Raw genomic sequence first — 18,575 nt, 5'->3', positions numbered from 1 at the left:
TCCCCCGAGATCGCCGCCCCGCGCCGCCGCGTCACGGCCGCTCCTTGCCGGTCATCCGGGCGTACCAGCCCGGGTGATGGAAGCGCGCCCACGCGCCGGAGACGGTGCCCCGGGTCATGGCGCGCATCGAGCCCTTGGTCCAGTAGGCCGCGTACACGTGGATGCCGATGCCCACGAACATCACGAACGCGAGCCCGGCGTGGATCACCGCCGCGAAGCGGCGCGCGACGAGCGAGAAGGAGGGCGCGAAGTAGGGGCGCCACAGCACGATGCCGGTGAGGAACAGGCCGGCGATCACCACGATCATCGACCAGTACATGAGCTTCTGGCCGGCGTTGTACTTGCCGTCCACGTAGGGCTCGGCCGCCTTGTTCATGTACGCGACCATCTGGCCCATCCACTTCCGGTCGCTGTCGCTCAGGATGTTGTCGCGCCAGAGGCGCAGCGCGTACGCGTAGAACAGCACGAACAGCGCCACGCCGAGGAACGGGTGGAGCACGCGCATGAACGCGGCGCTGCCGAACAGCGCGCTGGTCCAGTAGAAGAACGGGTGGAACATGGCGAGGCCGGACAGGAACAGGGCCACGTACGCGACCGCCACCGCCCAGTGCGTGAGGCGCTCGCCGGTCGAGTAGCGGGGGACGACCTCCTTCCCCGGCGGCATCCGCATCGCAGGCATCATGACCCGTTCTCCTTCTGGTCCTCGTCGACCTCGACCGGTCCGACCTTCATGTAGTGGAAGATCCCGGCCACCACGACCGAGACCATGGTGAGGACGCCGAGCGTCTTGGCGACGCCGCTGCGCCACAGCGCCACCAGCGGCGACACCCGCGGGTCCTTGGGCAGGCGGTACAGCTCCGGATCGCCGTGCGGGAGCACGAACAGCACGTGCGTGCCGCCCACGCCGGACGGATCGTAGAGCGCCGCCTTCTCGAAGCCGCGCGCCTTCAGCTCGACCAGGCGCTCGCCGGCGAGGTCCTTCATGTCGGTCTTGGTGCCGAACGCGAGCGCGCCGGTGGGGCAGGTCTTGACGCACGCCGGCTCGAGCCCGACCGAGACGCGGTCGGAGCACAGCGTGCACTTGTACGCCTTCTGGTCCTTCATCGAGTAGCGCGGGATGTTGAACGGGCAGCCGGTCTGGCAGTAGCCGCAGCCGATGCACTGGTCCTGCTGGAAGTCCACGATCCCGTTCGCGTACTGCACGATCGCGCCCGGCGCCGGGCACGCCTTCAGGCACCCGGGCTCGGCGCAGTGCAGGCAGCCGTCCTTCACGATGAGCCAGGCGAGCCCCCTGTCCGCGGGGAGCTCCTCCTCGTAGAAGCGCATCACCGTCCACGACTGCGCGGTGAGGTCGGCCGGGTTGTCGTAGTGCCCGGGGTTCACCCCGACCTCGTCGCGGAGGTCGTTCCACTCCATGCACGCCGACTGGCAGGCCTTGCAGCCGATGCACTTGGAGATGTCGATGAGCTTCGCCACCTCCAGCGCGCCGCGCGCCTGCGGCGGCGTGCTGGTGGAGGCGGACCGGTTGATGACGTCGAGCGACTGGAACGCCATGGCCGCCTCCTAGACCTGCCCCGCCGCGGCCTTCTCCACGTCCACCAGGAACGCCTTGAACTCGGGCGTCTGGGTGTTCGCGTCGCCGACGAAGGGGGTGAGGGTGTTCGAGATGTAGCCGGGCTTGGTGAGCCCGTTGAACCCCCAGTGGATGGGGATCCCGACGGTGTGGACCTCCTGGCCCGCGATCTTCAGGGGCTTGATGCGCTTGGTGACCACGGCCTTGCCCACGATGCGGCCGCGCTTCGAGCGGACCGCGACGGCGTCGCCGCTGCGGATGCCCTTCTTGCCGGCGAGCACCTCGTCCAGCTCGATGAACAGCTCGGGCTGGAGCACCGACGGGATCCGCGCGTGCTTGGTCCAGAAGTGGAAGTGCTCCACCACGCGGTAGGTGGTCGCGGCGTACGGGAACTCACCCGGCAGCCCGAGCTGCGCCTTGTCGCCGGGGAAGATGCGCGCGGCCGGGTTCGGCCCGACCTTCGGGTGCATCGCGTTCGACGCCGCCGGCGACTCGAACGGCTCGTAGTGCTCGGGGAACGGCCCCTCGGCCATCTTGTCGAGCGCGAACAGCCGGCCCATGCCCTCCGGGTTCATGATGAAGGGCGACATGCCCTCCTCGGGCTTCGAGTCGATCTTGAAGTCCGGCACGTCGTGCCCGACCCACTTCGCGCCGTTCCACCAGACCAGCTTGCGGTTCTTGTCCCACGGCTTCCCGGACGGATCGCAGGAGGCGCGGTTGTAGAGCACGCGGCGGTTGGCCGGCCACGACCAGCCCCAGGACGGCGTGACGCCCAGGCCGCTCGGGTCGGAGACGTCGCGGCGCGCCATCTGGTTGCCGGCCTGCGTGAAGGAGCCGCAGTACAGCCAGTTGCCGGACGCGGTGCTGCCGTCGTCCTGCAGGTGCGCGAACGTGGCGAGCTGCTCGCCCTCCTTCGCCAGCAGCGGGGCCTTCGGGTCCTTCGGATCCGCCTTGGGGTCCTTCACGTCCGCGAGCGCCTTGCCGTTGAACTCGCGGGCGAGCTCCTCGGCCGACGGCGCGCGCGGGATCTTGTAGTCCCAGGTCAGGTCGCGGATCGGATCCGCGAAGGCGCCGCCCTCCTTCTCGTAGAGCGCCCGGATGCGGGTGAAGAGCGCCGCGACGATCTCGGGGTCGCCCTTCGCCTCGCCGGGCGGCTCGGCCGCCTTCCAGTGCCACTGCAGCGTGCGCCCGGAGTTCACCAGCGACCCGTCCTCCTCGGCGAAGCAGCTGGAGGGCAGCCGGAACACCTCGGTCTGGATCTTCGCGGACTCGACCGGGTTGAGGTCGCCGTGGTTCTGCCAGAAGTTCGAGGTCTCGGTGACGAGCGGGTCGATGGTGACGAGGAACTTCAGCTTCGAGAGCGACTCGAGCAGCTTGGGCTTGTTCGGGATCGACGCGAGCGGGTTGAAGCCCTGGCAGAGGTACCCGTTCACCTTGCCCTGGTGCATCAGGTCGAAGACCGCGAGGATGTCGTAGACCTTGTCGAGCTTGGGCAGGTAGTCGTACGCCCAGCCGTTCTCCTTGGTGGCGGCCTTCCCGTACCAGGCCTTCATGAGCGACGCGTAGAACTTCGGGTAGTTCTGCCAGTAGTTCATCTGGCCGGGCCGGAGCGGCTTCGGGGTCCGCTTCGCCAGGTACGTCTCGACGTCGGTGTCCGCGTCGCGCGGCACGGTGAGGTAGCCGGGCAGCAGGTCGGAGAGCAGGCCGAGGTCGGTCAGCCCCTGGATGTTGGAGTGGCCGCGCAGCGCGTTCACGCCGCCGCCGGCCATGCCCACGTTGCCGAGCAGCAGCTGGATCATCGCGATGCAGCGGATGTTCTGCGAGCCGACCGAGTGCTGCGTCCAGCCGAGCGCGTACAGCGCCGTCATGGTGCGGTCCGGCGCGGAGGTGGTGGCGATCGCGTCGCAGATGCGCGTGAACGCGGCCTCGGGCACGCCGGTGATGTCCGCCACCATCTTCGGCGTGTAGCGCGCGTAGTGCTTCTTCATGAGCTGGTACACGCAGCGCGGGTCCTGCAGCGTCGGGTCGCTCCTCGCGAAGCCGTCCGGTCCGGTCTCGTACGACCAGGTCGACTTGTCGTAGGTGTGCTTCGCCTCGTCGTACCCGGAGAACAGGCCGTCCTGGAAGCCGTAGCCCTCCTTCACGATGAGCGAGGCGTTGGTGTACGCGGTCACGTACTGCTTCTGGATCGCGTCCTTCTCCAGCAGGTGCCGGATGACGCCGCCCAGGAACGCGATGTCGGTGCCCGGGCGGATCTGCGCGAAGACGTCGGCGACCGCGGCGGTCCGCGTGAAGCGCGGGTCGACCACGATGAGCTGCGCCTTGTTGTGCGCCTTCGCCTCGACCACCCACTTGAAGCCGCAGGGGTGCGCCTCGGCGGGGTTGCCGCCCATGACGAGGACGAGGTTGGCGTTCTTGATGTCGACCCAGCTGTTCGTCATCGCGCCACGGCCGAACGTGGGGGCCAGACCGGCCACCGTTGGACCGTGTCAAACACGTGCTTGGTTGTCGATCGCGACCCCGCCCAGCGCGCGCCAGACCTTGTGGGTGATGTAGCCGGTCTCGTTCGACGAGGCGCTCGCGGCCAGCAGGCCGACGGTGGGCCAGCGGTTCACCGTCACGCCCGCCGCGTTCTTCGCGACGAAGTTCTTGTCGCGGTCGTCCTTCATGAGGCGCGCGATCCGGTCGAGCGCCCAGTCCCAGGTGACGCGCTCCCACTTGTCGGAGCCGGGCGCGCGGTACTCGGGGTAGCGCAGGCGGTTCGGGCTCTGGACGAAGTCGAGCAACGACGCGCCCTTCGGGCAGAGCGTGCCGCGGTTCACGGGGTGGTCGGGATCGCCCTCGACGTGCATCACCGCGCTGTGCGCGTTCTTGGAGCGATCGCCCAGCGTGTAGAGGATGACGCCGCAGCCCACCGAGCAGTACGGGCAGGTGTTCCGCGTCTCGGCGGTGCGCGACAGCTTGAAGTTGCGGACGTCGGCGAGGACGCGATCCGGGGAGAAGCCCAGCGCGACCAGGCCGGTGCTGCCCACGCCGGCGGCGGTGAGCTGAAGGAACTGGCGTCGGGTGACGGACATGGCTCGAACCTCCAGGAGGTTCGATCTCCATAGCCCCGTCCTTCGGCGGATGGCAGAGGCGCGGCGTGGCCAGTTGGGGCACCCACCTTCCTTGACTCTTCGTGAATGGCGTCGTGACGCGTGGCGCCATGGACCGTGCGTCGAGCGAGCGGCGCGTACGCGTCCGGATGTGGAGCGGTGAGGTCGATGATGAGGCGCGTCTCATCCGCGGCGAGGCGTCGCCCGCGCGCAGGGCGCGCGGATCGACGTCGCGCTTCAGCGCCCGTCGGGCAGGACGCGGGCGGACAGGAGGCGGCCCATCGGATCGCGCAGGATCTCCAGCGCGCGGCCGCCCCCCGCGTCCACCACCTGCACCACCTGCCCGCGCTCGTCGCGCCGCTGCGTCCGGATCGGGAGCGTGGAGAGGTCGCCCGCCTCCCGCTGGCCGACCAGCACCCCGTGCGCGTCGAGCGCGCGCTCGAGCACGCGGCCGTCGGGGGTGAGCAGGCGCTGGACGCGCTCTCCCTCCGAGGTCCGCGCCTCGGCGAGCAGGGTGAGCGCGGGCGCGGGGAGCGCCGCGGCCGGCGCCGGAGCAGCGGCGGATGGAGCGGCGGGCGCCGGAGCGGCCGGAGCCGGAGCAGGGGGCCCGGGAGGCGCGGGCGACGCAGGGAGTGCGGCCGCCGGGGGCGCCGCGGCGGCAGCCAGCGTCGTGGGCGCTGGCGCGTCCTCCGGCATCCCGGGCGAGGCGGCGGCCACCGCAGGGAGCGGCGTGGCAGCCGCCAGCGCGGCCGGCGGCGGCGTGGCCCGGGCCGGGTCCTTCATGGCGGGCTCGATGCGAACCCCGGGCGCGAGCCGCGCCGCGTCGTCGAGCAGCGCCTGCACGGCGTCGGCAGGGCCCCCGAGCGTCAGCTTCAGCACCACGTCGCGGTACACGACGCCGGGCTCGACCTCCGCGGGGAGGTTCGTCCGCTCCACCTTCCACCACGCGCGCGCCGGGCCGGCGCCGGCGAGGGTGACGCGGATCCGCGGGCGCTCCTCGAACGTGACCTGGCGGAGGCGCACGGTGGCGCCGAGCTCGACCGCGGCCGGGTCGGCGGCGCCGGCGGCCGGGTCGAGCGCGGGCGCGGGGGAGACCGCGAGCGCCACCGCCAGGGCCACGAGCGCGGCCTCGTCGAGGCGCGCCGCCGGGGTGGCCGCCGGCGCCTCGGCGTGCGCGAGACGAGGCAGGAGCGCGGCCGCGAGCGCGGCGAGGGCGAGGCGAGCGAGGGTCACGGGGCACCTCCGGCCGCGCGCGCGAACCGCCCCGCGCGCGGCGACCGGAGATGCATGCGAACCCGCGGCGCCGCAGGGAAGCGCCCGCGCCGGGCGCGACCCGCGGCGGCGGGATCAGTCGGCGGTGGCCGCCGCCTCCGCCTGCTCGTGGCGGAGCTGCTCCTCCATCACCAGCCGGGAGATCTCGCGCTTCACGTCGTTGAACTCGGGCGAGGCGGGGTCGCGCGGGCGGGGGAGGGTGATGCGCAGGTCGCGCTTCACGGTGCCGGGGCGGTAGGTCATCACCACCACGCGGTCTGCGAGGTAGATGGACTCCTCGATCCCGTGCGTCACGAACACGATGGTCTTCCGGAGCTCTGCCCAGATGCGGAGCAGCTCGTCCTGCAGGTTGCGCCGGGTGAGCGCGTCGAGCGCGCCGAACGGCTCGTCCATCAGCAGCATGGGCGAGTCGATGGCGAGCACGCGGGCGATGGCCACGCGCTGGCGCATGCCGCCGGACAGGTCCTTCGGGAAGCGGTCGCGGAAGTCGCGCAGGTTGAGCTTCGCGAGCAGCGCGTCCACCCGCTCGCGGATCTGGGCCCGCGAGGCCCCCTTCATCTCGAGGCCGAACGCGACGTTCTTCTCCACGGTCATCCAGGGGAACAGCGCGTACTCCTGGAAGACCATGGCGCGGTCGGGCCCGGGGGCCGTCACCGGCCGGCCGCCCGCCACGATGGTGCCGGCGGTGGGTGGCGAGAAGCCGGCGATGGCGTTGAGCAGCGTGGACTTGCCGCAGCCGGAGGGGCCGAGCAGGCACACGAACTCGCCCTCGGCGATGTCGAGGTCGATGCCGTCGAGCGCCTTCACCTCGCGCCCGCCGGTGGTGAACACCTTGCGGACGTCGCGGATCCGGATGGCCGCGTCGGCGGCGCCGGGGAGTTCGGCGGGCATCCTCATCCCTCCATCCCCCGGTGCCACCGAAGGAGCCACCCGTTGAGCCGGCTCATCCCGAGGTCGATGCCCAGGCCGGCGATGCCGATCGAGATCATCCCCGCGATCACCTTGTCGGACCAGAAGTACTCGCGCGCCTCGAGGATGCGGTAGCCGAGGCCGGCGTTCACCGCGATCATCTCCGCCACGATCACCACGATGAACGCGACGCCGATGCCGATGCGCACGCCCGCCAGGATGTACGGCATGGCCGCGGGCACCATGATGCGCCAGAACAGCGTCCACTCCGACGCGCCCAGGTTGCGGGCGGCGCGGACGTAGATCGCGTCCACGTTCCGCACGCCGGCGATGGTGTTCATGAGCACCGGGAAGAACGCGCCCAGCGAGATGAGGAAGAACGCCGGCGGGTCGCCCAGGCCGAACCAGAGGATCGCGAGCGGGATGTACGCGATGGGCGGGATGGGCCGGAGGATCTGCACGAGCGGGTTCATCAGCTCGTAGACCACCGGCCGCGAGCCCATGAGCAGGCCGAGCGGCAGCGCCAGCCCGGCGCCCACCGCGAAGCCGCCCACCACCCGGTACAGGCTGGTGAGCGCGTCGTGCGGGAGCTCGCCGGAGAACGCCCAGGCCAGCCAGTTGCCTCCCGCGTACGGCTCGAGCGGGCGCGCGTAGGCGATCCAGCGCAGCAGCACCTGCGAGGGCGAGGGGAGGACGATGGGGGACACCCAGCCGGCCCGGGAGACGCCCTCCCAGGCGGCCAGGAAGATCACCGGCACGGCCAGCGACCGTGCGAGTCGGAGCGCGCCCTTCATCGCTACTTCACGCCCGCCTTCTGCTTCGCGTGCTGCAGCAGGTCGGTCTTCACCCAGTCGGTGGCCTTGGGGGGCTTCTGCATCTTGCCCACGCCGTACTTCGCCATCAGGTCGGTGGTGATCTGGATGTGCTCGGCGGTGACGTCGTAGGAGAACGGGGAGTTGGAGATCGCGTCCCGGTAGTCCTCGGGCGTGATCTGGCCCTTGAACATCTGCTCGACGACGTACTTCTCGGCGGCCTTCGGGTTGTCGATGAAGTACTTGGTCGCGTCCACGAAGCAGTCGAGCACCTTCTGCGCGACCTGCGGCCGCTCCTTGTAGAGCTTCTCGGTCATCACCATCACGCGGACCGGCTCGCCGAGCGGCGTGTCGTACGGCTTCAGCACCTCCTTGCCGAAGCCCTTGTTGATGGCCTGCGACGACTGCGGCTCGGACTGGCACATGGCGTCGATCTGCTTCTGCATGAGCGCCTGGTTGAGGTCGGCGAACGCCATGTAGACGATCTGCACGTCCTTGCCCGGCTTGTCCGACCAGGTGAGGCCGGCCTTGGACAGCTCGGCGAGCAGCAGCAGCTCCTGCGCGCCGCCGCGGGCCACGCCCACCTTCTTGCCCTTCAGGTCGGCGACCTTGGTGATGGCCTGGTCCACCGCGGACACGAGGCGCGCGCCGCCCTTGGCGAAGCCGGCGACCACGTAGACCTGGCCGCCGCCGGAGCGGTTCGCGATGGCGGCGTCGGCGGCGCTGGCGGCGAGGTCCACCTCGCCCTTCACGATGGCGGGGAAGATGTCGATGCCCTTCGGGAAGACGATCTCCTCCACGTTGAGCCCGAACTTCTTGCAGTGCTCCTTCATGTAGGAGACCGCGCCGTAGTGGGCGAACTTGAGGTTGCCGAGGCGGACCGTCTCCTGGGCACGGGCGGGGCCGCTCGCGAGCGCGAGCAGCGCCGCGAGGGCGGCGATGCGGACCATGGGACCTCCGGACGTCGCGGCGAGCGGGGGAGCGCGCCGCGGTGATGTTCACGGACAGTTGTCGAACGACGGACGCATGAACCTAACCGGGCGCCTGCGCGGGTGTCACCGGGGCGCTCGATCTCGGTTGGGTCGTCGCACCGAAGGTGCTCCCGGCGCGCGCTCGCTCGCGCGACGCGTCACCGGGCACGCGCGGGCGCCCGCGCGGCCCGGCGGCCTCGCCTACAGCTCGACCTTGGGCAGGTGCGCGAGCGACGCGCGCACCTTCTCCTCCGGGTACTCGAAGTCGTCGAGCTTGCCGGAGAGGAACTGGTCGTACGACGTCATGTCCACGTGGCCGTGGCCGGAGAGGTTGAAGAGGATGACGCGCTCCCTCCCCTCCTCCTTCGCGCGCAGCGCCTCCTCGACCGCGCCGCGGATCGCGTGCGACGACTCCGGCGCGGGGATGATCCCCTCGGCCCGGGCGAACTGCACCGCCGCCTCGAAGCAGGCGAGCTGCCCCACCGCGCGCGCCTCCACCAGGCCCGCGTGCACGAGCTGCGACACGAGCGGCGACGCGCCGTGGTAGCGCAGGCCGCCGGCGTGGATGCCGGGCGGCATGAAGTCGTGACCCAGCGTGTACATCCGCATGATGGGCGCCATCTTGGCGGTGTCGCCGTAGTCGAACGTGTACGCGCCCTTCGTCAGCGTGGGGCAGGACGACGGCTCGATGGCGAGGATGCGGACGTCCTTGCCGGCGGCCTTGTCGGCGAGGAACGGGAAGCCGATGCCGGCGAAGTTGGAGCCGCCGCCGTGGCACCCGATGACGACGTCCGGGTACTCGCCGGCGAGCTTGAGCTGCTCCTTCGCCTCGAGCCCGATCACGGTCTGGTGCAGGCAGACGTGGTTCAGCACGCTGCCCAGCGCGTAGCGCGTGTCCTCGTGGGTGACCGCGTCCTCCACCGCCTCGGAGATCGCCACGCCGAGCGAGCCGGGGCTCTCCGGATCCGCGGCCAGGATCCCGCGGCCCGCGGCGGTGCGGTCGGAGGGCGAGGGGATCACCTCCGCGCCCCAGAGCTGCATCATGCTGCGGCGGTACGGCTTCTGCCCGTACGACACCTTCACCATGTAGACGGTGCAGGCGAGCCCGAACATCTGCGCCGCGAGCGCGATCGACGAGCCCCACTGTCCGGCGCCGGTCTCGGTGGCGAGGCGCTTCGTGCCGGCGAGCTTGTTGTAGTAGGCCTGCGGCACCGCGGTGTTCGGCTTGTGCGAGCCGGCCGGCGAGACGCCCTCGTACTTGTAGTAGATGTGCGCGGGGGTCCCGAGCGCCTTCTCCAGGCGGTGGGCGCGGAACAGCGGGGCCGGCCGCCACAGCCGGTAGATCTCGCGGACCGGCTCGGGGATCTGGATCCAGCGCTGGGTCGAGACCTCCTGCTCGATGAGCTGCGGCGGGAAGATCCGGACCAGGTCGTCCGGGCTGGCCGGCTTGCCGGTGGCGGGGTGGATCACCGGGGACAGCGGCTCCGGGAGGTCCGGGATGACGTTGTACCAGTGGGTGGGGATCTGGTTCTCGCCGAGCAGGAACTTCGTCTGCATTCGCGCCTCGCAGGAGGGATGGCCGGCGCCGCAGGCCCGAGGGCGCGGCGCGAGAAATCGATCATTAGCGCAGAGCCCGACAGGGGCGTCAAGGCGACCGCTTGCCTCGGAGGCCCTAAGGGGGCGCCCCCCTCAGGTGTGTAGAGCAATTCCCGACGCCGGGTCCACCGGAGGTGGCAAAATGCCGTCCGTTCGAGGTCCCAGGGGGACCCTACTCCGCCCATTTCAGGGGGTTTCACATGACACGCTGTATCCGCTTCCTGGCGGTGGCAGCCATGCTGGCGCTCGCCAGCACGGCCAGCGCCCAGAACTTCCGGCCGGCGATCGACAGCCAGCGTCTTCGCCTCGATCCCACCGCGCACGGCTCGCTCGTCCTCGGCGACGGCGAGGTGCTCGAGGAAGGCCAGTTCCGCGCGGCGCTCACCGGCCACTACGAGCGGTCGCCGATGGTGCTCCTGACGAACGGCGAGCTCCGCGGGCGCGGCCTGTTCTCGGACGGCACCAAGGAGACGCAGCTGCTGCGCGAGCGCGCCACCATCCACCTCAACCTGGCGATGAACCTCTGGAAGCGCCTCGAGCTCGGCATCCACGTGCCGGCCGTCGCCTACCAGTACGCCGAGAACTACGTGTCGCCGCTGGGTGACACCACCATCAACCACCCGACGCAGGGCGGCGTCGCCGCCCCCTCCGCGATGCTCCGCTACGGCATCACCAGCGAGCGCGCCGGCGCGCCGCTCGCGAGCGCGATCGCGGTCGAGGTCGTGTTCCCGTGGACCGACAAGGTGGACTACGGCGGCGAGAAGGGCTTCATCATCGCGCCGCGCCTCGAGGTCGGGAAGACCTTCGGCGGCCTCCGCGTGATGGCGGACGCGGGCGGCCAGTTCCGCACGAAGGACGTGGAGCTCACCGCAGGCGACAAGCTCTCGCACGAGGTGCTCGGCGGCATCGGCGTCGCCACCACCGGCAAGCTGCGCGCCGAGCTCACCGCGCGCGGCGCGTTCAACTTCGACGGCCTGTCGCAGAACGCCGAGCTGCTCGCCGGCGTGCGCTACGGCTTCGGCGAGGGCGAGATCTACGCCCTGGGTGGCCCCGGCTTCATGGAGTCCCCCGGCACGCCCACCTACCGCGGCCTGATCGGCTTCGCGTTCACCGGCGGCAAGAAGGCCGCCCCGCCGCCGCCCCCGCCGCCCCCGGATCCCTGCGCGGCCGGCCAGTCGCACACGCCCGAGCAGTGCCCGACGCTCGACGACGACGGCGACGGCGTCGCCAACGGTCAGGACCGCTGCCCGCTCGAGAAGGGCGTCGCCGAGAACCAGGGCTGCCCGGACAAGGACACCGACGGTGACGGCGTGCCGGATCGCCTCGATCGCTGCCCGAGCGTGCCCGGCGCCACCGACAACCAGGGCTGCCCGAAGGACTCCGACAAGGACGGCGTGCCGGACGACAAGGACCGCTGCCCCGACAAGCCGGGCATCCCCGAGAACCAGGGCTGCCCCCCGGAGCGCGCCGAGATCAAGGCCGGCAAGATCGACATCAAGGAGAAGGTCTACTTCGACACCGGCAAGGACACCATCAAGGCGAAGTCCAACGCGCTGCTCGACGACGTGGCGAAGCTCGTCGCCGCCAACCCGCAGGTGGGCGTGGTGACGATCGAGGGCCACACCGACAGCACCGGCTCCGCCGCGACGAACCGGGCGCTCTCGCAGAAGCGCGCCGAGGCCGTGAAGGACTACCTGGTCTCGAAGGGCGTGGACGCGTCGCGCCTCGAGGCGAAGGGCTTCGGCCCGGATCAGCCGGTCGAGTCCAACAAGACCGCCAAGGGCCGCGAGGCCAACCGCCGGGTCGAGTTCACCATCCAGAACGCGAACCCGTAGCGATCGCACCGGGGCCGCCGCCCGCACGGGCGGCGGCGTCCTCCGCGGCCGGACGCGCCCCTGGCGCGCCCGGCCGCGCCGTCTTCAGAGCGCGTGAATCCATCCCCGGACCGAGCCAGGCGGTCGAGCCGCGAGCAGCGCGAGGCGCGACGACCGAGCATGCCCGTCGGCATGTGAGGGAGGAGCAACGAAGCGATGCGACGCGGATCGGCCGCCGCGGCGACGGGAGGGGATCACGTGCTCTCAGGCCATCACCTCGCCGCCGTCGACGTGGAGGGCCTGGCCGGTGACCGCGCCGTTCAGCGCGAGGAACACCGCCGCGTCGGCCACCTCCTCCGGCAGCGCCGCGCGGCCGAGCGGGTTCGCCCTCAGGATCGCCGCGCGCGCCTCCGCCTCGCTGCGACCGGTGGCGCGGGCGATGTCCTCGACCGCCTCGTCCAGCATCCGCGTCTCCGTCCAGCTCGGGCAGATCGCGTTCACCGTCACGCCCTTGCGCGCCGCCTCCAGCGCCAGGCTCCGGGTGAAGCCGATGAGCCCGTGCTTGGCCGAGGAGTAGGCGCAGCCGTACTTCAGGCCGATCCGGCCCGCCACCGAGGAGACGTTGATCACGCGGCCGAAGCCGCGGTCGTACATCGAGGGCAGGCACGCTCGGGTGAGCAGCACCGGGGCGGTGAGGTCCACCGCGACGAGCGCGTCCCAGGTCTCGTCGTCCATGCGCTGCAGCGGCGCGCTCGCGTGGATCCCTGCGTTGTTGACGAGCACGTCCACCGGGCCGAGCCGGGCCGCCACCGCCGCCGGTGCGGCGGCGAGCTGCGCGCGGTCCGAGACGTCGAGCGGCAGGAACAGGGTGCGGCGCCCGAGCGCCGCCACCTCCGCCGACACCGCCTCGATCTCCGGCACGCTGCGGGCCGACACCGCCACGTCGGCCCCGGCGCGCGCCAGCGCGAGCGCGATGGCGCGCCCGATGCCGCGCCCACCGCCGGTGACCAGCGCCACGCGCCCCTCGATGCCGGCCATGATCGCCTCCCGCTCGCCCGGGCGAGCCCGTGCGACGATAGCGGCGGCGCGAGGGGAGGTGCAACCTCCGGCGTGCGCGCCGCACGGCCGCACACCCGCCCGCACGACCCCCGCGCCGCGGCGCACCGACGGCGTCACCCCTCTGCGCGTCGCGTCCTCATGGTGCACCGTGGTGCGCGGCCGGGAAGGCGCGGACCCGCGGGCGAAGCGCTACAGTAGGCGAGCGTCATGGAGGTCCCGCCGGCGTGCGGCGCGGACGAGGAGCGGCGATGGACGAACGGCGCGCCCACCCCAGGTTCCCGCTGATCCTGGCGGTCCAGTACCTGGGCGCCGAGAACGTGCTCGACTACACCGAGAACCTCTCGGCGGGCGGCCTGTTCATCCGCACCGAGCGCTCGTTCGACGAGGGCGAGCGCGTCACGCTGGTGCTCTCGTTCCCGCAGCTCCTCGAGCCCGTCGAGCTCCAGATCGAGGTGGTGCGCCGCCGCGACGGCTCGGACGGCTCGCCGGCCGGCGTGGCGGTGCGCGTCCCCGACGATCGCCCCGAGGACCGCGCGCGGCTCGCCGACGTGGCGCGGCGGGTGGCCGGGGTGCGCCACCCGGACCCGTCGTTCCGGATCCTCCTCGTGGAGGACAACGCGCTCGTCGCCACCATGTACGCGGCGGCGCTGCGCCGGCTGTCCGAGACCGAGCACGTCCCGGGCCTCGGCATCGAGGTGGCGAGCGACGGCGCGGCCGCGTTCGACCGGCTGCTGCGCGCGCCGGCCGTGGACGTGGTGGTGACCGACGTCTTCATGCCCATCGTCTCCGGCATCACGCTGGTGGAGCGGATCCGGGCCGAGCCGACGCTGGCCCACCTGCCGGTGGTGGTGATCACCGCAGGGGGTGAGCAGGAGCGCGAGCGGCTCTCCGGGCTCGGCGTCTCGCTGTTCCTGCGCAAGCCGGTGAGCTACCAGGATCTCTCCGGCGCGGTCCGATCGTTGCTCGACGGGCGGGCGGCTCACCTGCAGGCGGCTCCCCCTCGCGAGGAGGCCCGCCGGGAGGCGTTGACGGCGGACGCCGAGGTTGGCACTGATCGGGCAGACGCGAAACCGGCCTCCCGCCGGTGAACGGGGGCAGCAGCACGAAGCCTCCAGCGCTCGAGGGCCCGCCACGGCGGGCCCTCTCGCGTTCAGGCCGCGGCCGCGCGGCGGCGCTCACCAGCGGTGATACGCGGGGTGGCCCTCCTTCACCGCCACGAACGTGCCGCGGCAGGTGGCCCGCAGCTTCCCGTCCGCGGTCAGCGTCGCCTCCACCACCGCCCGGTCCTCGCCGGACTCCACCACCCGCGCCGCCAGCTGGACCGGGCCGCGGGTGGGCGTCGGGCGCAGCAGCCGCACGTGGAAGTCCGCCGTCACGGTGCAGGGCGGCGCGTCCAGGCCGGCCTTGCGCATCAGGTGCACCGCCGCGGTCCAGTTCGAGTGACAGTCCAGCAGCGTGCCGGTGATGCCGCCGGAGAGCATGCCCTCGAACGCCTCGTGGTGCGGCTCGGCCTGCCACTCGGCCACGACCTCGTCCCCACGCTCGAAGCTCCGCACGCGCAGCCCCTTCGCGTTGGCCGGGCCGCAGCCGAAGCAGGCGTTCCGGGGGGCGTAGCGCTCCTGCAGGCTGGGCTCGGCGGCGTCGGACATGGCGGCTCCCGGGGTGGCGGCGGGGAAGGACGGTTGACCCCGCCTCCCGAGGATAGCCGCCCTGCCGGGCGGGCGCGCGGGGCGCGGCGGGTGCCGGGCGAGGTCGGAGCGCGCGGCGCCGACGGCGCCCACCGTGCCCGTTGCCGGGCCCGGGCGGGCAAGCTACCTTCGGCCCGCACGCGCCCCAGGTCCGGCGCCCGAGACGGAGACACCGATGGCGAACGTGGCGGCGCACATCACCGGCACCGTGGTGAGGATCGAGAAGAAGCCCGGGGACCCGGTCAGCCCCGGGGACGTGCTGGTGGTCCTCGAGTCGATGAAGATGGAGATGCCGCTCGAGGCCGAGGACGGCGGCACGGTGCAGGAGGTGCGCTGCCGCGAGGGCCAGTCGGTCACCGAGGGTGACGTGCTGCTGGTCGTCGGATGACCGGCCGGCGCGTCCGCACCGAGGACCGCGGCCTGGTCCGGGTCCTCGTCGTCGACAACGTCGCGAAGCGGAACGCGCTCGACTTCCGCGCCCTGGACGAGCTCGAGGAGGCCTGCGCCGCCGCCGCGCGGGACGGGGTGCGCTGCCTGCTGCTCCGCGGCGCAGGCGAGGACGCGTTCTCGTCCGGGTTCGACCTCGCCGAGATGGGCCGCACCTCGCGCGCCGGGCTGCGCCCGGACGAGGCGGTGGAGCGCGTCGCGGACGCGCTGTCGGCGGTCCCCTGCCCGACGGTCGCGTTCCTGAACGGCGGCGCGTTCGGCGGCGGGCTGGAGCTCGCGGCCACGTGCGACCTGCGGGTCGCGCGCGAGGGCGCGCTGCTCGGCCTGCCGCCGGCGAAGCTCGGGGTGGTCTACCCGGAGGGCGGGATCCGGCGGTTCCTCGGCCTGGTGGGCGCGGCGCGCACGCGCGAGCTGTTCCTGGTCGGCCGTCCGGTGGACGCCGCCACCGCGCTGGCGTGGGGGCTGGTGAACCGGGTGGCGCCCGCCGCCGGCGCCGAGGCGGTGGCGCTCGCGCTGGCCGACGAGATCGCGGCCAACGCGCCGCTGGCGGTGCAGGGGATGAAGCGGATCCTCCAGCTCCTGGAGGGCATGCACGAGCGCGGGCTGTCCGAGCGGGAGCGCGAGGAGATCGCCGGCCTCCGGCGCCGCGCGTTCGAGAGCGCGGACATGCGCGAGGCGCGGCAGGCGCGCGCCGAGCGGCGGCCGCCCCGCTTCCGCGGTGAGTGACGGCGCGGGCGCGCCTCAGCGCGACGCGGGGGCGCCGGGCGGCTCCGCGGCGGGCGCGGCGCCGAGCCGGCCCACCGTCCAGCCGGCGGCGATGCCGAGCGCGAGCGCCACCGCTCCCGCGACGAGCGCGACCGCCACGGTGCGGCCGGTGCGCGAGGTGCGCGGGGCGGGCGGCGCCACCGCGGGCGCGGCGGGGGTCGGGGCGGAGGGGAAGGGCGCGGGGGCGGCGTGGGCCGGCGCGGACGGGCGCGGCGTGGGCCGCGACGGCGCGGCGGCGGCCGGCGGGGGCTGCGCGGACGGCGCGGGGGCAGGCGCCGCGGCCGGGGTCGGTGCAGCGGGCGCGACAGCCGCCGCAGGAACGGGGATCCGCAGGCTGGGCGGGGTGGGGCGGCCGGGCGGCGGCGCGGCGGTGCCCGGCTCGGGCGTGCGGCGGCCGGCGGTCGGATCCGGCGTGCGCGCGCCGTGCGGGATGGGCGGGGGCGCGCCCGCGCCGGCCGCGTCCACGTCGGGCAGCAGCGCGAGATCGTAGGCGCCGATCTCCACCAGGTCGCCCTCGCGCAGCCGCCGCCGCCCGGAGATCCGCTCGCCGTTGACGCGCGTGCCGGTGAGGCTGCCCAGGTCCTCGACGAACACCGCGCCGCCGGCGCGCACGAACCGCGCGTGGCGGCGCGACACGTCGCGATCGGCCATGTGGAAGGAGTTGCCCTCCGGCGCCCGGCCGACGCTGACCTCGTCGCCGTCGAACGGCACCACCGACCGCGTCCCCTCGGCGTCCTCGATGACGAGCTTCATCGCACGCCGATCCCCCGGGCTACGGCCCGATCGCCTTCTCGCGCGGCTCGGGCTGATCGCTGCGGCCGAGCTTGCGGGTGAAGCGCGTCCCGTCCTTCTCCGGCAGCACCACGAACTGGTCGATCTCGTGGCCGGGGAGGGTGAGGTCCACGCGGTGGCGCTCGTCGAGGCGCACCCCCAGCACCGTCACCGGGGCGCGCCCGACCACGCGCCCGTCCAGGCGCACCTCGGCGCCCGCCGGCTGGCTCTCGATCGTCACCGCGCCGAGCGCGGTCTCGAGCCGGGCGTGGACGCGGCGCACCAGCGTGCCGGGCACCGGCGCCAGGTCCATCGTCACCGCGCGCACGCCCGGCCCGTCCAGCGCGACCTGGTGCGGCCTCGACAGGACGAGCCCCTCCAGCACCGCCGGCGTGGTCGCGCCGGAGCGGACGCCATCCAGCGTGACCTCGGCGCCGGGCGGCTCGGACGTGACCACCAGGATGCCGGTGCGCAGCCAGGTCTCGGCGTAGTGCAGCCCGGCGGCGCCGCCGACCGCCAGCACCAGCCCGACCAGCACGGCGGTGCGCAGCCGGATGCCCTCGCGCGGCGGCGGGCGGTGGCTGCGCGCCTTCCGCGGCGGGGGCCGGGCCGGCTCGGCGGCCGGGAGCACGTCCGAGGGCAGCGGCGCGATGGGGTCGAAGGGCGACGCGCCGGAGCCGGCCGCGGCGGGCAGCCCCGCCGGCGGCGTGGTGGCCGGCGCCGAGAGCCGCTCGTACTCCGCCTGCGCCTGCTGCTTCTCGGCGAGGTTGGAGAGCACCTTCATGATGAGCGGGTCGTGGGCGCGCGCGCTGCGCTGCCGCGCGATCTTCTCCGCGAACACCTGCTGCATCTGCTTGCCGAGCAGGTCCTGGATGGACGACTGCGGGGTCGGGAAGAGCACGTCCACCAGCGCGCCGGCGAACGCGCGCGCGTCGGTGAAGCGCTCGTCGGGATCGTAGGCGAGCGCCCGCGCCACGATGGCGTCGATCTCCCTGGGCAGGCGCGGGTCGATCGAGGTCGGCGGCACCACCCGCGCCTTGCGCGCGGCGACGAGCGACTCGACGTCGGTGGCCTTGGGGAACGGCTTCTGCTTGGTGAGCAGCTCGTACAGCAGGATCCCCGCGGCGAACAGGTCCACCCGGTGATCCCAGCGCCGCTCCAGCGAGGCCTGCTCGGGCGCGACGTACCCGAGCTTCCCCATCAGCATGCCTTCCTTGTAGTTCGACAGCCCGGTGGCGGCGCGCGCGATGCCGAAGTCGAGCAGCTTGATCTCGCCTTCCCAGGACACGAGCGCGTTGTCGGGCGAGACGTCGCAGTGGACGATCTGCAGCGGCTGGCCCTGCGCGTCGGTCTTCTTGTGCGCGTAGTCGAGCCCGGTGAGGAGCTGCAGCACCATGTAGATGGCCTGCTCGGGCGAGAGTTGCGCGCCGGCGCGGGCGAAGGCCTGCATCATCTCCTTGAGGGAGACGCCGTTCACCAGCTCCATCGAGATGAAGTAGTTCCCGTCGATCTTCCCGCACTCGTAGACCTGGGCGATGTTCGAGTGGGTGAGCTGGACGGTGAGCTTCGCCTCGTTCACCAGCATCTTGATGAAGCCGTGATCCTGCGCGCGCGCGGGCAGGATGCGCTTCACCACCAGCTCCTTCTCGAACCCGCCGGCGCCCGGGACGCGCGCGCGGAAGATCTCCGCCATCCCGCCGATGGCGAGACGCTGGAGGAGGAAGAACTTGCCGAACAGGTGCGGCTTGAAGTCCGTCGGGATGGAAGGGGCGGCCTCGACCACGGCGGGATGTTAGCCCGCCC

The 18,575-nt window shown here is 72.7% G+C and carries 16 protein-coding genes; 4 read left to right on the top strand and 12 right to left on the bottom strand.

What is annotated here, in order from left to right:
* Positions 1-31: 31 nt before the first annotated feature.
* The 8 genes from A2CP1_RS19635 to A2CP1_RS19595 form a co-directional block, all read right to left on the bottom strand.
* The gene (locus A2CP1_RS19635; RefSeq protein WP_012527785.1) at positions 32-682 is read right to left on the bottom strand and encodes a formate dehydrogenase subunit gamma; all 651 of its coding nucleotides are present in this window, start codon (positions 680-682) and stop codon (positions 32-34) included.
* Entirely contained in the window at positions 679-1,554 is an 876-nt protein-coding gene (fdxH, locus tag A2CP1_RS19630; RefSeq protein WP_015934955.1) for a formate dehydrogenase subunit beta, read from the bottom strand. The genes A2CP1_RS19635 and fdxH overlap by 4 nt, the downstream gene beginning before the upstream one ends.
* Before the next feature lie 9 nt (positions 1,555-1,563).
* Positions 1,564-4,650, bottom strand: coding sequence for a formate dehydrogenase-N subunit alpha (gene fdnG / locus A2CP1_RS19625; RefSeq protein ID WP_015934954.1), 3,087 nt, complete (start codon positions 4,648-4,650; stop codon positions 1,564-1,566).
* 255 nt (positions 4,651-4,905) lie between these two features.
* Positions 4,906-5,901, bottom strand: a complete 996-nt coding sequence (locus A2CP1_RS19615; protein WP_015934953.1) for a hypothetical protein — start codon at positions 5,899-5,901, stop codon at positions 4,906-4,908.
* Positions 5,902-6,015: 114 nt separating this feature from the next.
* Positions 6,016-6,831, bottom strand: a complete 816-nt coding sequence (locus A2CP1_RS19610; RefSeq protein WP_015934952.1) for an ABC transporter ATP-binding protein — start codon at positions 6,829-6,831, stop codon at positions 6,016-6,018.
* A 2-nt stretch (positions 6,832-6,833) separates the two neighbouring features.
* Complete coding sequence (locus A2CP1_RS19605) at positions 6,834-7,643, bottom strand: ABC transporter permease (protein ID WP_015934951.1); 810 nt, start codon at positions 7,641-7,643, stop codon at positions 6,834-6,836.
* Between the two features lie 2 nt (positions 7,644-7,645).
* Complete coding sequence (locus A2CP1_RS19600) at positions 7,646-8,611, bottom strand: ABC transporter substrate-binding protein (protein ID WP_015934950.1); 966 nt, start codon at positions 8,609-8,611, stop codon at positions 7,646-7,648.
* A gap of 222 nt (positions 8,612-8,833) precedes the next feature.
* The gene (locus A2CP1_RS19595) at positions 8,834-10,189 is read right to left on the bottom strand and encodes a TrpB-like pyridoxal phosphate-dependent enzyme (protein ID WP_015934949.1); all 1,356 of its coding nucleotides are present in this window, start codon (positions 10,187-10,189) and stop codon (positions 8,834-8,836) included.
* A gap of 239 nt (positions 10,190-10,428) precedes the next feature.
* On the opposite strand from A2CP1_RS19595, the gene A2CP1_RS19590 reads away from it, so the two are divergent.
* Positions 10,429-12,063 carry an OmpA family protein gene (locus tag A2CP1_RS19590; RefSeq protein ID WP_015934948.1) on the top strand — a complete coding sequence of 545 codons (1,635 nt, stop codon included), beginning with the start codon at positions 10,429-10,431 and terminating at the stop codon, positions 12,061-12,063.
* 243 nt (positions 12,064-12,306) lie between these two features.
* Here the strand turns inward: A2CP1_RS19590 and A2CP1_RS19585 are convergent, their stop codons facing one another.
* The gene (locus tag A2CP1_RS19585; protein ID WP_015934947.1) at positions 12,307-13,080 is read right to left on the bottom strand and encodes an SDR family NAD(P)-dependent oxidoreductase; all 774 of its coding nucleotides are present in this window, start codon (positions 13,078-13,080) and stop codon (positions 12,307-12,309) included.
* Between the two features lie 269 nt (positions 13,081-13,349).
* Between A2CP1_RS19585 and A2CP1_RS19580 the strand changes: the two genes are divergently transcribed.
* The gene (locus A2CP1_RS19580) at positions 13,350-14,189 is read left to right on the top strand and encodes a response regulator (RefSeq protein ID WP_015934946.1); all 840 of its coding nucleotides are present in this window, start codon (positions 13,350-13,352) and stop codon (positions 14,187-14,189) included.
* Positions 14,190-14,276: 87 nt separating this feature from the next.
* Here A2CP1_RS19580 and A2CP1_RS19575 read toward each other — a convergent pair whose 3' ends face one another.
* The gene (locus A2CP1_RS19575; protein WP_015934945.1) at positions 14,277-14,750 is read right to left on the bottom strand and encodes a PaaI family thioesterase; all 474 of its coding nucleotides are present in this window, start codon (positions 14,748-14,750) and stop codon (positions 14,277-14,279) included.
* Between the two features lie 214 nt (positions 14,751-14,964).
* Here A2CP1_RS19575 and A2CP1_RS19570 point away from each other — a divergent pair, with 214 nt between their 5' ends.
* Together A2CP1_RS19570 and A2CP1_RS19565 are read left to right on the top strand one after the other, a co-directional pair.
* Positions 14,965-15,177 carry an acyl-CoA carboxylase biotin carboxyl carrier protein subunit gene (locus tag A2CP1_RS19570; protein ID WP_011422791.1) on the top strand — a complete coding sequence of 71 codons (213 nt, stop codon included), beginning with the start codon at positions 14,965-14,967 and terminating at the stop codon, positions 15,175-15,177.
* Positions 15,174-15,962, top strand: coding sequence for an enoyl-CoA hydratase-related protein (locus A2CP1_RS19565; protein WP_015934944.1), 789 nt, complete (start codon positions 15,174-15,176; stop codon positions 15,960-15,962). The genes A2CP1_RS19570 and A2CP1_RS19565 overlap by 4 nt, the downstream gene beginning before the upstream one ends.
* A gap of 15 nt (positions 15,963-15,977) precedes the next feature.
* Here the strand turns inward: A2CP1_RS19565 and A2CP1_RS19560 are convergent, their stop codons facing one another.
* Positions 15,978-16,754: an FHA domain-containing protein gene (locus A2CP1_RS19560; RefSeq protein ID WP_015934943.1), complete on the bottom strand. Its 777-nt coding sequence runs from the start codon at positions 16,752-16,754 to the stop codon at positions 15,978-15,980.
* 19 nt (positions 16,755-16,773) lie between these two features.
* Positions 16,774-18,555 carry a serine/threonine-protein kinase gene (locus tag A2CP1_RS19555; RefSeq protein ID WP_012527771.1) on the bottom strand — a complete coding sequence of 594 codons (1,782 nt, stop codon included), beginning with the start codon at positions 18,553-18,555 and terminating at the stop codon, positions 16,774-16,776.
* Positions 18,556-18,575: the final 20 nt, after the last annotated feature.

It is taken from the genome of Anaeromyxobacter dehalogenans 2CP-1, from assembly GCF_000022145.1.
GTDB classification, from domain to species: Bacteria; Myxococcota; Myxococcia; order Myxococcales; family Anaeromyxobacteraceae; genus Anaeromyxobacter; species Anaeromyxobacter dehalogenans.
This window is presented reverse-complemented; position numbering and strand designations above follow the sequence as displayed.